Here is a 13,157-nt window from a genome sequence, read left to right on the forward strand (position 1 = left end):
CACAGATGCACCTTGATGTAGCAAGAGTATCGCCATAATCCGGCGAGCATAGTTTTTATCTGCCGTTTTTTGGACAATTTTTCTCATTTGACGCCGCTCATTGCGCGGAATTGGTGGTACGATGGCCATAACTCAGTCCTTCCTTTTTGTGTTTTTTTGGTTTTGCGATTAAAAAGTTCGCAAAAATAGGACTGAGTTTCTTTGATTCGCCTACCATTTTGAAAAGCTATTTAGCAGAGCTTATTTAAGTAAAAGTGCCGCACTGAATAAACTAGCTTATGTTAGGGCACAAGAGCAGTTTGAAAAAGAAAAGAAGCCAAGTAACTATCCTATCAAAAAAGTTAAGCAAGAAGACGGAACGACTAAATTGATGTTTGGCAAGATGCGGCCTGAATTTATGGAAAGACATTCTCAAATTCTGGAAGAACTGAAAGCGGATATTGAACGAGAGAGAGAAAGAATAGCCCTACATAGAAAGTATTCAAAGGCAATGAGTAAAATCAATTCATTACATGATAAAATATCTGAGTTAGAAATGAAAATAGCCGACTTAGATTAATAATAAAAACAACAAAACAAATTTAATTACAGCGCCATCGCTGGGGACTCGCTTTCGCCAAAAACGGAGAATATAGAATGACGCAATCGACTTTGCTTGAAAGAAAGCGAAAGGCTCTTATTAACGCCATGTTGAGTACATTACAAAAGAAACACGGTTGCCACTCCGTAATAGTCAAAGTAGGTAGAACTAATTACAGGCTGGATTTAGATGAAGAAATATTAAATGTAGCTTTAATCCGTTACTTTGAATCCGATGTACTGGCGTTAAAACGTAAGCCAATAGCCGAATTGCTTATCATGAATACATATAACGAGCTTTATACCAAGCACGGGAATTTAACCCCACTAGGTGACGAGTTTATTAATGACCTATTAAAACTTATTGCTAAAAAAACGGAGCCAATAAAATGAAAAAGAAATCCTATTTAGATTTTGCCAATACCGCTATTCAAATGGAAAAAGAAGAAAAGTATAACCTCGCTGCCGAATATTGGGGAAAAGCTAATAAATTAGCAAATACGCTGAATACCCAACTCTGGTCTGAATATCGCCAAGAGCATAATGAAAAAAGATATTCATTGCATCATAGCCATAGTACCGCATTAAGAAGTCAGAAAGAAAATCAGCGAACAAAAGAGGTATTAAAAAAGCACCTTGATAATCACACTGAAACCAATAAGTGGAAACAAAAATTTCAACAGGCGGAGGTGAATAATGACGGTATATGAACAGGCAGGTGAATTAGCACGGAATTTAGAATCGAAAGGTTTATTTCGTCGCGCTGCGAATAAATGGGGTGAAGCCCTTTCATTATCTCAGAACCTTAAACAAGAACAAGAATGTATTAAAAACGGAAATCGCTGCATTCAAAAAGCAAAAGTAATTATTCGTGAGGGGTGGTAATGGCGAAAAGAAAAAGAAGTAGAACTCAACAGGGTTTTGCGGGAATGACCATCCCGCAATTAGTTCAAATAAAAGAAGAGTCCATGGATATATACACGAACTCAAAGAAGTACATAGAGCCTTATTCAACAAATGATGGAGATGTATTAATTCCGCTTAATCGCTCTATGCGCCGTCATGCAAAGAAAATGAAAATTGAAATTAAGGAAGCGAAATAATGAGCAAGAAAAATGAATTAGTTCCAGTATCAGCCAAAGAATTACAGATCGTTGAATATCGCGGTCAGCGTGTTGTGACTACCGAGCAATTAGCTTCGGGGTATGGTACGACTGTTGATCGCATCCGGCAAAACTTTAACCGCAACAAGTCCCGATTTATTGAGGAGAAACACCATTTTCAGGTTGAAGGGGAAGAACTAAATGATTTGCGCGTATCTTTTAGCGACGCGCAAATTTCCTCAAAAACCCGCTCACTAACACTCTGGACAGAACGCGGCGCAGCGAACCATTCCAAGATGTTAGAAACAGACCAGGCTTGGAGTTACTTCGATGATCTGACTGAGTTCTATTTCACCCGCCGCGACAGCATCACAACCGAAGCGGAACTGTTAAGTAATCCCGCAAAGTTACGTTCCATGCTGTCTGTATATGCCGAAAATGTCGAACGCCTTGAGGGTGAGAACAAAACCCTGAGTGCAACGGTTGACAGTCTGGAAAAACACTTTACCAAAGGCATAACCCTCCCGGCTTTCTGCAAAGGGCTTAACGGGGTAAATACCGCCAAAATCATGTGGTGGGCAATGGAGCGGAACTGGCTCTACAACGAACAGAAAGACCCGGAGAAAAAACCGCGCTGGCGTGTCGCTTCCTACGCCCGTGATCGCTATCTCACCGAAGACGAAAACGAGATAAAGCCGCATGGACAGGATCCCTTTATTACCCGTACTGCTGTGCTACTGGAAAAAGGCTGTCATCGTCTTTACGCCCTGTACATGAAAGGTGAGCTTCCCATGAAGAAGAGCTGGAACGGTGAATACCAACACGATAAAGCGGTTTATACGCCGGAGGTCAAATAATGAAAAAGCCTCATCACACTGAAACGGAATTTGATTACGGCAAGCATGGCGTGATTGTCCTCACTGAGGCGGCTAACACTGAAATTATCGGTTATATAGAGGCGCTGAAATCATTGGACGCGGGTCAGTATGACCGCGATTTATTACTGGGTTTTGATTTGGTACTGGCGATTTCTCATGGCTGGAAAGCAGGCTTTTATAAGCCCACCAGCGAACAGAGTGTGATGCTGTGGCGCTGGATTGTCTCAGCCTCATTTATCCGGGAGCAAATGGACAGAAACGGTACGCGTGAGGTTGATAACGACGAAGGCGGCACTGATACCGCAGCTATTTATCTTAATGGTGCCTCTGCCATCACAGTATACCCGTTTTCAGAGCGCCTGATGCTGGCAGCCCATGTTGAGGGGATCGCCTTTGAGCAGTTCGGCAGAGAAGCAGGCGCAGATATGGCCATCAGAATGTATATGGACTTCATCAATATGCAGCCAGAAAGCGGGAACTGGTTATCTGAGAAAGGGCGTGAGGGTCTTTCTATGTTGCACGATGACTTAATCAAGTCAGTAGAAGCGGGTGAATTTGGCGATATCCCCATCATTCATTAATAGGAGGCTCACATGATAACAAAAAACTTTCGCCTCAACGCGCTGGCGAACAGCTATTCAGCCGCTATCTATAACGATGTAGTGACCCGTAACGGCGGTGCTCACTTCACGATGCAAGTCGGTAAAACAGAAATCAATATTGCTATTGTCGAAGGGGCAAAAGGCATTCGTGAACTGGTGGACAGTTACGCACTGGAAGCACTACAGCAGAGTTATCCAGCATGGGAAGTTATCGCCATCGCCCTGATGGAGAAATGTGTCGTCAATGGTCTCCTGACAGTCTACGGACGTGAGATATGGCAAAGCATGATCAATGACATGGGTGAAACACTGGCGGCTAAGGGGATGTTTCAATGAAAATTGAATATATCGACGAAGGTATATCCTCAAAAATCATTGTGAGTAGCGTCATCACTGCACATCGACGTCATAACCGTTGTATTGATGCTGCTCTGCTGGCTACACCTGTTCGCGCTTCTACTTCTGTCGGCTTCCTTTTTAGGATGACCGTTATTACAGGCAAAACACCTCACGTACTACGTGCTTACAAAATCATTTGTGAGGAGGAGCGCCGTGACTGAGGAACACCGCCAGATGGTGGACATTCACGACGAACTGGTCAGAACGGTAGTCCACATCGACGACGGCAGGGATTGGGGGCAGCGCATTATCCACATTATGAATCGTAATCGGCATATTCATGAGGGCATCTGCCCTCCTCTTCCACCAGCACCCAAAGTGGCAGCAGTGAAGATAACACCAGCGAATAAAAAGCATAACAAACGGGGTAAAAAATAATGATAAGCATCGATAACGCACAGAATGATATTAGCTTGCCCGGACAAATCGACGACGGGCGTGAGTGGGCAGATTGGTTATTGAAGAAGGCGGAAGAGAGCAGAAAATTACCAGTCATTCCATGGGTCAGTGTCAAAGAAAGAATGCCAGAGAAGGATGATGTATGGCTTCGCTTATGTCTTGTTTATGTTTCTGTGGGTTCTATTTCTCATGCAGGTTATGACTACTGGGATGTCGACATGCAGCGGTGGTCAGAACACGAATGCGATGAAGTCACACACTGGTGCTACATGGATGACATTCCCGCACCAGTAACAGAGGAACACAGATCATGATCAATAACTCATTCCACCTGACTCAGATTATTGCCTCAGTCTGGGGTGATCCGTCTGATATCACTGATGTAGTCTGGCATTCTGGGTATCGCAAGCCTGAACGGGAAGCAACAGAAATAGTCCAGCTCACTATCGATATTATGGAAGGGGTGCCTGATGGGGTGCCCTACTCCGCAAGACCGAAGAATTTGAACGATATTCTCATGGCGGAACTGAGCGACATTATTTTCGGTGCGACGTGGAGTGATAAAGCAACACCGGCGAGTGTGGCGAGGGTGATATTGGAGAGCGGGTATCAGAAAGGAGGTGAGCAGTGTCAAATAAATTAATCAGACTGACTGAGGTTTTGAGCAGAACAGGTTATAGCAAGTCATGGACTTATAAATTAATTGATAAAGGAGAATTTCCTAAGCCCGTTAAGATTGGCTCTCGCTCAATTGCCTTTATAGAAAGTGAGATTAATGAGTGGATTGAGCAGCGTATCAATGAATCTCGCTGCTCAATTGAAGATAATACTTAATCAGTCATTTTTAAAACGGCTATTAGTAATACCTTTCCCGCACTCTAGAGAACTCATAAAATCAGCATACCATTGCAGCATTTCCCGGCGACCATCCAAATGAAGGGCATGATTATACGTGCCCCTAATGGTATTTTTATCCACATGAGCAAGCTGTAATTCCACCCATTCAGAAGGGAAGCGCTGCTCATGCAATACGGTACTCATAGTGTGACGGAATCCATGTCCTGTAACTCTACCACCGTACCCCATGCGCTTCATCATGGTATTCATAGCCATCTCACTAAGAGGTTTTTTATAATCTGTTCGGCTGGGAAATACATATTGATAATCACCGCTGATTGGAATTAGTTGTTGAAGCAAAGTCATTACTTGATCGGACAAAGGCACACTATGCGGTCTACGCATTTTCATTCTTTCGGCAGGAATTTGAATAAGCCTTTTTTCCAGATCAACTTCACTCCACTCTAACTTTCTTAATTCACCGGGGCGCAATCCCGTGATAATTAAAATTCTCAGTGCGTGTCTAACAATCTGGCTGCCCATGTGTTTATCAATGGATTTCAGGAATTCGGGTAACTCGTCAACATCAAGGTGCGGATAATGCTCTCTTTTATGAGGAATAAAAGCACTGGCAAGATCAGGGGCGGGATTATATTCAGCTCGACCTGTGATAATTGCATACTTCCAAACTTCACCACAACGCTGACGGACTTTTTTTAATTTCTCTGTAGCACCCCTTTTTTCCATTCTCGTAAGAACGTCCAATAATTCCAAGGGTTTTATATCTGCTATTGGCCTATCACCAATATAAGGGAAGACATCATTTTCAAAAGCACTCATCATGTCAGCACGATACCCTGCCGACCACCTATCTTTGCGTTTTTCGTACCATTCAAGAGTGATTTTTTCAAAAGTGTTTTCAGACATTATGGTGCTTTCTCGCTTCTTCTGTTTCCTGTCTTCAGAAGGATTAACGCCACCAGCAATCATAGAGCGGTACTCTGCGGTTCTTTTCCTTGCTTCCGCTAAAGGCACTTCAGGATAAGTACCTAAAGATAGCATTTTTTGCTTACCTTCAAAACGATAACGGAATCGCCAACCTCTGGAGCCATTCGGTTCTATTAACAACCAAAGCCCGTTTCCATCGGAAAGAGTATAAGCCTTTGCTTCTGGCTTAGATCTCTTAATTGCCACGTCTGTTAGCTTCATCATTTCACCCATGTGTATAGGAAGATGTGTATAGGAAAAACTATACACAAAACTATACACAATTTCATGTCGCTTTCAGGAGATGTTAGAAGATATCAGGAGACTTGAGCTTGTTGCTATTCGTTGATTTTACTAGTAAAAGTAGACTTTAGGAGACGTTGCGAGAAGTAGAAGTGGCGGAGGAGGAGAGATTCGAACTCTCGGATGGTTTCCCATCGGCGGTTTTCAAGACCGCTGCCTTCAGCCGCTCGGCCACCCCTCCGCGATGACGTGCACTATAAACATCACTGTTCCCAATGTAAAGTACTTATATGCTCAATTGATGCCAAATCACTCACATAACTGTTCGTTGGCGCATTTATTCAGCATTTATGGCAATCTTTCTTTGGAATAAAGGTGATTTTTGCTAAATTGCAGCCATTATTGTCGAGTGGTTAAAAAGCTATGTTGGTATTTGAAGGTCGAGAAATCGAAACTGATGCACAGGGTTATCTTAAAAACAGTAACGACTGGGAAGAAGCGATGGCACCGCTACTTGCCGAGCAGGAAGATATCATCTTAACCGAACAGCATTGGGAGGTGGTTCGATTTGTCCGCGAGTTTTATGAGGAGTTTAACACTTCCCCCGCTATCAGGATGTTAGTCAAGGCGATATCACAAAAGCATGGCGAAGAAAAAGGTAATAGCCGCTATCTTTATCGCTTGTTTCCTAAAGGACCGGCAAAGCAAGCAACTAAAATTGCAGGGTTACCAAAACCAGTGAAATGTATCTGAGTCTGTCATCCGCCTTCAATGGCGGATGCTGAAATCAGCCATTTCCTCTATCTCACAAAACTGAGGCTGAAAATGTTCAATCTTCGAACCCGGAGGCCCGCCTTTCTCCAGCCAATGTATTAGCGCTGCTATTTGTTCTTCATTACCACAGGCAACGATTTTGACACTGCCATCATTCATATTCCGAACATACCCCAATAGCTTATTTTTCTTTGCCCAGCAGTATGTCTGATAACGAAAACCAACTCCCTGTACTCGGCCATAAACATAAATAGTGATACTTTGAACTGCCATTTCTTTTTCTCCCTCAAACAAAATTGAAAAGTGACTCTTCAGTATTCTGATGGAAAAGTATTTATTTTCTGTTATGCAATAGATTGAAAACTATCAGGTATAATAACTTTGGCATGCTAAGACCACTTTTAGTATTGTATTTTATATACACAACAGCTAACCTGAAATATGAGATGGTGATCACATACCATCTCAAATGCAAGATTCCGGTTACCGGGTGTGCGCTTGAAATTTACCTTACGGCCCTTATATAAGAGTGATTGCAAGGTTTCTCTGGAGGTGACTATGATGATCGCCAGCAAATTCGGTATCGGCCAACAAGTGAGACATAGCCTGTTGGGCTATCTGGGTGTTGTTGTAGATATTGATGCCGAATATTCTTTAGAACAACCACAGGAAAATGATATCGCATCTAATGCTACTTTACGTTCAGCTCCGTGGTATCACGTTGTGATGGAAGGTGATGATGGGCAACCTGTCCACACCTATTTAGCAGAGGCTCAATTGACTTACGAGATATCAGATGATCATCCGGAACATCCTTCTCTGGATGAGTTAGCTGAATCTATCCGCAGTCAATTGCTGGCTCCAAGGTTACGAAATTAAACATATTCCTTTAAAAAGTTAAACGATACTGATAAGGAAAGGCGATGAAATAAAAATAACCCATCGCCTTCTTTACTTTTCTAATCCTAAACGTGGGATCTCAATTTTCGGACAGCGATCCATAATCACATCTAACCCCTTATTTTCTGCCAGTAATTTCGCCTCATCATTAATTACTCCTTTTTGCAGCCAAAGCACTTTTGCTCCAATGGCAATCGCTTCTTCCGCAATACCATAAGCAGCTGTTGCATTACGAAAGACATCAACCATATCAACTGGCTGTTCGATATCAGCTAACTGCTTCACAACGTGCTGTCCTAATAATGTTTTGCCCGCTAGCCTAGGGCTAACTGGTATAACGTTATATCCCTGATTAATCAGGTACTCCATTACCTCATAGCTGGGTCGATCTGGTTTTTCACTCGCTCCCACCAGAGCGATTGTTCCGACTTTTTTCAGGATATCTATCAGATATTGATCACTCATAAAGCCCCCTAACTCATGATTATGCTGTAATAATTATACGTTTCATTTACTACAGTGTTTATGACAATCACGTTTATTTCTATTATCTTGTTATTAAAATAATTGGTAAATGGTGCATTTTCACGAAGGTATTAATATGGAATTAACAACCCGTACACTGACTGAATCCAAAAGTATTGCTCTGATTGCACATGATCACTGTAAACAATCTCTTCTGTCTTGGGTCAATGAACATAAGCGTGTATTAGAACAAAACAGGCTCTATGCCACAGGTACAACCGGAAACTTGCTTCAACAACAAACGGGTTTACCGATTACCAGCCTATTGAGTGGGCCGATGGGAGGTGATCAACAGATTGGTGCATTGATTTCTGAAGGAAAAATTGATGTTCTAATCTTTTTTTGGGATCCTCTGAATGCCGTTCCTCACGATCCCGATGTCAAGGCACTGTTACGTCTGGCCACAGTCTGGAATATCCCTGTAGCAACAAATCGAACAACTGCTGATTTTCTTATCAAATCTTCGCTTTTTACCGAAAAAGTCGATATTTACGTACCTGATTATCAGAGGTATCTTGATGACAGGTTAAAATAAGCACAGCCACCAGCAAAGAAAACCAGATTATTTCCCCGAAACCTAAGGCTTTCGGTGCTCTGGGACACCTAATTTAGATAATTGATGAATAAATACCGATGGATTTTTAGGTTCCTGCATCAGCCAGAGCTGCTTTTTTGCTCTCGTTAATGCAACATATAACAGGCGCTGCTCTTGTGTATCAGAAAATGTTTCAGGTTTCGGCAGTAAAACCTGCTCCAGCACTGTTTCTTTTTCTGATGCCGGAAAACCTTCTTTTCCTTTTCGTAATCCTAAGATAATAATGTAATCAGCCTGTTGCCCCAGAGATTCGTGAATGGTCATAAAGTTAATATTTAAATTCGGCCAACGGGTTGCCGCTTTCTTCAATACCTCAGGCTTATGAAAATGGTAACGGGCCAATAAGAAGATGGTTTCCTGACTGGTGACATAGCCACTCATCCGGTTTAATAAGGCTTCCAATTGTTCTTCGGGCAAAATCATGACTGATTTTTTATTTCCTTTTATTGAACTATGATTGGTAAGCCTACACAATAAATCACTCACTTGGCTGTGAAAGAGATGGGTAATTCCATTAGTCATTTTACTAATGTGCTCATTAAAACGATACGTGGTATCTAAAATGCACTCGTCACTCTCACCAAAATAAGCAGAAAAAGTCTTTATTGAAGGCCATTCAAGACTGTTACACCGACAAACTCCCTGCCAGTTATCTCCTACTGCGAATATATGGCTTTGTCTATTTTTCGCTTGAAGTGTAGTTAATAACTTAATACTTAGAGGAGAAATATTCTCCAGATTATCTAACAGGATATGCTTCCACGGGCTAATGAAACGTCCTTTTTGCAGAGTATTTACTGCCTGATGAATCAACCCATAAAAGTCCAGCGCGCCTTCTTCTTTTAATGCCGATTTCCAGGCTTTCAGCAAAGGTGCCATCAGGCGGATACGTTTTGGGAATATATCTGAATATTCAGGCGAAGCCCGTTCCAGCATCTCTTTTTGGCTACCACCATGCATTCTCATTAACTCCAGCCAATAATCCAGATGGCTGGATAAACGGGATTGTACCTGCCTGTCATTCCAATATGCTCCATCGGGTAACTGCCAGTCTAACTCTTCATTCAACCATTCGCGCCAGCCTTTGGCCTGTGCTTTTTTTTCATTACACTGTTTTTGCCATTCCCGAATAAGAAAATCATGGCGCTTTTGAGTATTAGTCTCTAATTCACTAATTTTTGGTGTATTGCTATTTGCCTGCCGGATGATACAAAGGGCCAGTTCATGGAATGTTCTCGCTTGTATCGTTTTTGTTCCCGAGCGTAACTGAAGACGTTTATTTATTTCTTCAACCGATTTCTGCCCGGCTGACAGTAATAAAACCTGCTCAGGAAGCGCCTGCTGGCGTAATAATAGCCACTCTGCCCGGGCAATTAAAACAGATGTCTTTCCGCTTCCCGCACTTCCCGAAACTAATATGGATTTTTCACCATTAATAACGGCCTGATATTGTAACGGATTGAATGGTGCATTTTCTGCGATTTGGAACAATTCACCATATCGTTCCTGAATGCGCTCAGCCCACTGCTGGTTTATGAACTTTCGCCGTTCCTCTCCTTCATTAAGCCAGTTCAAGCACGTCTGGTAATTTTCCCGACAGTTTGCAAAGTCCTTGAGTCTTTGTAATGGCAAGGGAATAGATTGAAATGTTTCATGGATTTGTTGCTGTAATAGAGATAAATCTTCTGTCTTCATCCAATAATCTTGCTGGCGAATTTTATCAATTTTATTTACCTGAGCAGACAGAACGCCAGAGCTGATGCCGCTCATATCAGAGCTCCATGCCTGCCATTCCTTGAATAAATAATGGTAAAAACGCTGTGTTTGCTGCCATTCAGTGCCATGTAAACGAACAACTTTCCCTTCCGGTAACTCAAATTCCAGTTCCCCCCAGACCAGCCCTCGCTTACACTGAATATCGATTAATTGATTAAATGGAATTAGGTACTGATGTTTGTCACCACTGACTTCAATGCCAGCACTCAGTAAACGCACTCGATTATAAGGATGCCGAGCAAGTCGTTGACCAATTTGTGTTGATTTTAGTTCCATTGTAATAGCACCGTACCTGAAAATTGTTGAGCTATCTGCTCACTTAAATGTTGTTAGGAGTTTTTTGTGCTAACTGTTTTTTCCAGCTCCCGCCATTTTTTGTATAACAATCACGTTTTCTATTATATTCGTATATTTATTGCGCTAACAGGAACTACACTGGTTCCCTGGCTATTGAAAGAAGAACCCAAGATTACAATCCCTTTGACGTTAGGTGTTGTCGCCGCCGCATTAACAGACTTAGATGATCGTTTAGCGGGTCGTTTGCGCAATCTGGTCATCACCTTAGTCTCCTTCTTTGTTGCTTCTGTTTCTATTACTTTACTTTTTCCATACCCTTGGTTCTTCGCTCTTGGGCTGGCGATTTCTACCTGTAGTTTCATACTACTTGGTGCTTTAGGGCAGCGTTATGCCACCATCGCTTTCGGTGCTTTATTGATTGCAATATATACTATGCTGGGTACATCGATATTCCCTGTCTGGTATCAGCAACCTTTATTATTACTCACTGGTGCAATTTGGTATAACTTGCTGACACTAGCAGGGCATGCACTATTTCCTATCCGCCCGTTACAAGAAAACCTAGCACGCTGTTATCATCAGCTTTCTGTGTATCTGCACGCCAAAACAAATTTGTTTGACCCAGATGCTGAAGCAGAGGAATACGAGCAGGCTGTGTTTGATATTGCGATGGCCAACAGCACATTAGTATCAACACTGAATCAAACTAAAATAACTTTATTAAGTCGTTTGAAAGGAGACCGTGGGCAACAGGGAACCCGAAGGACTCTACACTATTATTTTGTTGTTCAGGATATCCATGAACGTGCCAGTTCGTCTCACATTCAGTATCAAAAGCTACGAGAAACATTGCGCCACAGCGATCTTCTATTCCGTTTCCAGCGATTATTGTCCATGCAGGCACAGGCCTGTGAGCAGGTTTCACAATCCATTATCCTGCGTAAACAATATCAGCATAGCTCACGGTTCGAAAATGCTTTCACCTATCTTGAAATCTCTTTAGAGAAATTAAAAAACCAACAACTAGTTGATACTAAGATCGTTGCATTTAGTAACTTACTGAAAAATTTGCGGGCAATTGATGCACAACTAGCCGGACTCAGTTCTGAGCAATATCTGACCCTTCAGGAAACTGCTCAATATAATAAGCAAAGCGATGACAGGCAGTACCATGACAAACAGTACAACGATAAACAAGAAGAGACGCAATTATCCGATGAGGCCTTAACGGGATGGCGTGATATTTCATTTCGGCTTCTCAGCAACCTGACACCCAAATCAGCACTATTCCGTCACGCTATCCGTATGTCTGCTTTGCTTTGTACTGGTTATGCCATTATTCAGCTATTTGATATGCAAAGAGGTTATTGGATCCTGCTAACCAGCCTGTTTGTCTGTCAGCCTAACTACAGCGCAACTCGCCGCCGTCTGGCTCTGCGGGTTATCGGGACATTGGCGGGTATTTTGATTGGCCTGCCTATTCTCTATCTTGTACCTTCTATTGAAGGGCAATTATTGCTGATTGTCATTTCAGGTGTGTTATTTTTTGCCTTCCGTAGTAGCCAGTATGCACATGCCACTCTATTTATTACGTTACTGGTATTATTAAGCTTTAATCTATTGGGTGAAGGCTTTGAAGTAGCGTTACCCAGAATAGTCGATACCCTGATCGGTTGTGGTATTGCTTTGTTGGCAGTCAGTTTTATCTGGCCTGATTGGAATTTTCGCCAATTGCCACAAGTCATTACCCGTACAATGAATGCCAATTGCCATTATCTCAATGCTATTTTGCTGCAATATCATCAAGGAAAGAGTAATTGTCTGGAATATCGGGTTGCTCGCCGTAACGCTCATAATTATGATGCCGAACTGGCATCGGTTGTTTCAAACATGTCATCAGAACCTAAGCATCATCGTATTTCTCAGGAAGAAGCATTTCGTTTTCTTTGCCTGAATCATACCATGTTGAGTTATATTTCCGCCTTAGGTGCACATCGTGACAGACTTAATGAACCTGTCATTCTGGATCTACTGACTGAAGCAATTCACCATGTTGAATCTGCATTGCAACAAGACAGAGTTAATGATGAGTTCCTACATCAAATTTCAGAGCATTTGATACAAAAAAGTAATCAATTAAATTCTGATAACAGCAATGTTCAACTTGTATTACAGCAAGTAGGGCTGCTAGTTGAATTATTACCGGAAATAGTTAATTTGAAAAAGCAAATAAACAATCAGAAATCTAATTAAATATATCCCG

Annotated in this window: 21 protein-coding genes, 1 tRNA gene and 1 pseudogene; 17 read left to right on the plus strand and 6 right to left on the minus strand. The window is 42.1% G+C overall.

Annotated features, from left to right (window positions below; all coding sequences use genetic code 11):
- Positions 1–129 (minus strand): annotated as a pseudogene (locus tag AACX38_RS13040) (IS630 family transposase); the annotation flags it as partial.
- 268 nt (positions 130–397) lie between these two features.
- On the opposite strand from AACX38_RS13040, the gene AACX38_RS13045 reads away from it, so the two are divergent.
- The 13 genes from AACX38_RS13045 (at position 398) to AACX38_RS13105 (ending at position 4,794) form a co-directional block, all read left to right on the plus strand.
- Positions 398–559 (plus strand): hypothetical protein, encoded by a 162-nt coding sequence (locus AACX38_RS13045; protein ID WP_228864518.1) that lies wholly within the window; start codon positions 398–400, stop codon positions 557–559.
- Positions 560–636: 77 nt separating this feature from the next.
- Positions 637–972 carry a hypothetical protein gene (locus AACX38_RS13050; protein ID WP_228864519.1) on the plus strand — a complete coding sequence of 112 codons (336 nt, stop codon included), beginning with the start codon at positions 637–639 and terminating at the stop codon, positions 970–972.
- Positions 969–1,289 carry an ANR family transcriptional regulator gene (locus tag AACX38_RS13055; RefSeq protein ID WP_228864520.1) on the plus strand — a complete coding sequence of 107 codons (321 nt, stop codon included), beginning with the start codon at positions 969–971 and terminating at the stop codon, positions 1,287–1,289. Before AACX38_RS13050 ends, AACX38_RS13055 begins: the two co-directional genes overlap by 4 nt.
- Positions 1,276–1,464: a PerC family transcriptional regulator gene (locus AACX38_RS13060; protein WP_099123250.1), complete on the plus strand. Its 189-nt coding sequence runs from the start codon at positions 1,276–1,278 to the stop codon at positions 1,462–1,464. The genes AACX38_RS13055 and AACX38_RS13060 overlap by 14 nt, the downstream gene beginning before the upstream one ends.
- Positions 1,464–1,682: a hypothetical protein gene (locus AACX38_RS13065; protein ID WP_228864521.1), complete on the plus strand. Its 219-nt coding sequence runs from the start codon at positions 1,464–1,466 to the stop codon at positions 1,680–1,682. Before AACX38_RS13060 ends, AACX38_RS13065 begins: the two co-directional genes overlap by 1 nt.
- Positions 1,682–2,539, plus strand: a complete 858-nt coding sequence (locus AACX38_RS13070) for an ORF6N domain-containing protein (protein ID WP_228864522.1) — start codon at positions 1,682–1,684, stop codon at positions 2,537–2,539. The genes AACX38_RS13065 and AACX38_RS13070 overlap by 1 nt, the downstream gene beginning before the upstream one ends.
- Positions 2,539–3,141, plus strand: coding sequence for a hypothetical protein (locus AACX38_RS13075; RefSeq protein ID WP_228864523.1), 603 nt, complete (start codon positions 2,539–2,541; stop codon positions 3,139–3,141). The genes AACX38_RS13070 and AACX38_RS13075 overlap by 1 nt, the downstream gene beginning before the upstream one ends.
- 12 nt (positions 3,142–3,153) lie before the next feature.
- A complete protein-coding gene (locus tag AACX38_RS13080; RefSeq protein WP_099123254.1) occupies positions 3,154–3,498 on the plus strand; it encodes a hypothetical protein in 345 nt (114 codons plus the stop codon).
- Positions 3,495–3,722 carry a hypothetical protein gene (locus AACX38_RS13085; protein ID WP_228864524.1) on the plus strand — a complete coding sequence of 76 codons (228 nt, stop codon included), beginning with the start codon at positions 3,495–3,497 and terminating at the stop codon, positions 3,720–3,722. The genes AACX38_RS13080 and AACX38_RS13085 overlap by 4 nt, the downstream gene beginning before the upstream one ends.
- Positions 3,715–3,939 (plus strand): hypothetical protein, encoded by a 225-nt coding sequence (locus tag AACX38_RS13090; protein WP_228864525.1) that lies wholly within the window; start codon positions 3,715–3,717, stop codon positions 3,937–3,939. The genes AACX38_RS13085 and AACX38_RS13090 overlap by 8 nt, the downstream gene beginning before the upstream one ends.
- On the plus strand, positions 3,939–4,274 hold the full coding sequence (locus AACX38_RS13095) for a DUF551 domain-containing protein (RefSeq protein WP_228864526.1): 336 nt from the start codon (positions 3,939–3,941) through the stop codon (positions 4,272–4,274). The genes AACX38_RS13090 and AACX38_RS13095 overlap by 1 nt, the downstream gene beginning before the upstream one ends.
- Positions 4,271–4,603 carry a hypothetical protein gene (locus AACX38_RS13100; RefSeq protein ID WP_228864527.1) on the plus strand — a complete coding sequence of 111 codons (333 nt, stop codon included), beginning with the start codon at positions 4,271–4,273 and terminating at the stop codon, positions 4,601–4,603. Before AACX38_RS13095 ends, AACX38_RS13100 begins: the two co-directional genes overlap by 4 nt.
- A complete protein-coding gene (locus AACX38_RS13105) occupies positions 4,588–4,794 on the plus strand; it encodes a helix-turn-helix transcriptional regulator (RefSeq protein WP_228864528.1) in 207 nt (68 codons plus the stop codon). The genes AACX38_RS13100 and AACX38_RS13105 overlap by 16 nt, the downstream gene beginning before the upstream one ends.
- On the opposite strand, the gene AACX38_RS13110 is transcribed toward AACX38_RS13105, so the two are convergent.
- Entirely contained in the window at positions 4,795–6,006 is a 1,212-nt protein-coding gene (locus AACX38_RS13110; RefSeq protein WP_228864529.1) for a tyrosine-type recombinase/integrase, read from the minus strand. It abuts the gene before it with no gap.
- 174 nt (positions 6,007–6,180) lie between these two features.
- A tRNA-Ser gene (locus AACX38_RS13115) sits at positions 6,181–6,268 on the minus strand.
- A gap of 182 nt (positions 6,269–6,450) precedes the next feature.
- Between AACX38_RS13115 and tusE the strand changes: the two genes are divergently transcribed.
- Positions 6,451–6,780 carry a sulfurtransferase TusE gene (gene tusE / locus AACX38_RS13120; protein WP_169926668.1) on the plus strand — a complete coding sequence of 110 codons (330 nt, stop codon included), beginning with the start codon at positions 6,451–6,453 and terminating at the stop codon, positions 6,778–6,780.
- Between the two features lie 15 nt (positions 6,781–6,795).
- Here the strand turns inward: tusE and yccX are convergent, their stop codons facing one another.
- Entirely contained in the window at positions 6,796–7,074 is a 279-nt protein-coding gene (gene yccX, locus AACX38_RS13125) for an acylphosphatase (RefSeq protein WP_228864530.1), read from the minus strand.
- A 285-nt stretch (positions 7,075–7,359) separates the two neighbouring features.
- Here yccX and hspQ point away from each other — a divergent pair, with 285 nt between their 5' ends.
- On the plus strand, positions 7,360–7,680 hold the full coding sequence (gene hspQ / locus AACX38_RS13130; protein WP_186435674.1) for a heat shock protein HspQ: 321 nt from the start codon (positions 7,360–7,362) through the stop codon (positions 7,678–7,680).
- A 72-nt stretch (positions 7,681–7,752) separates the two neighbouring features.
- Here hspQ and AACX38_RS13135 read toward each other — a convergent pair whose 3' ends face one another.
- Positions 7,753–8,166: a CoA-binding protein gene (locus tag AACX38_RS13135; RefSeq protein WP_228864531.1), complete on the minus strand. Its 414-nt coding sequence runs from the start codon at positions 8,164–8,166 to the stop codon at positions 7,753–7,755.
- Between the two features lie 136 nt (positions 8,167–8,302).
- Between AACX38_RS13135 and mgsA the strand changes: the two genes are divergently transcribed.
- Positions 8,303–8,761 carry a methylglyoxal synthase gene (gene mgsA, locus AACX38_RS13140; RefSeq protein ID WP_228864532.1) on the plus strand — a complete coding sequence of 153 codons (459 nt, stop codon included), beginning with the start codon at positions 8,303–8,305 and terminating at the stop codon, positions 8,759–8,761.
- 42 nt (positions 8,762–8,803) lie between these two features.
- Here mgsA and helD read toward each other — a convergent pair whose 3' ends face one another.
- A complete protein-coding gene (gene helD / locus AACX38_RS13145) occupies positions 8,804–10,873 on the minus strand; it encodes a DNA helicase IV (RefSeq protein ID WP_228864533.1) in 2,070 nt (689 codons plus the stop codon).
- 66 nt (positions 10,874–10,939) lie between these two features.
- On the opposite strand from helD, the gene yccS reads away from it, so the two are divergent.
- Entirely contained in the window at positions 10,940–13,147 is a 2,208-nt protein-coding gene (gene yccS, locus AACX38_RS13150) for a YccS family putative transporter (protein ID WP_228864534.1), read from the plus strand.
- Positions 13,148–13,157: the final 10 nt, after the last annotated feature.

Origin of the sequence: Xenorhabdus sp. PB30.3 (assembly GCF_963895965.1) — a bacterium.
Classification (GTDB): domain Bacteria; phylum Pseudomonadota; class Gammaproteobacteria; order Enterobacterales; family Enterobacteriaceae; genus Xenorhabdus; species Xenorhabdus stockiae.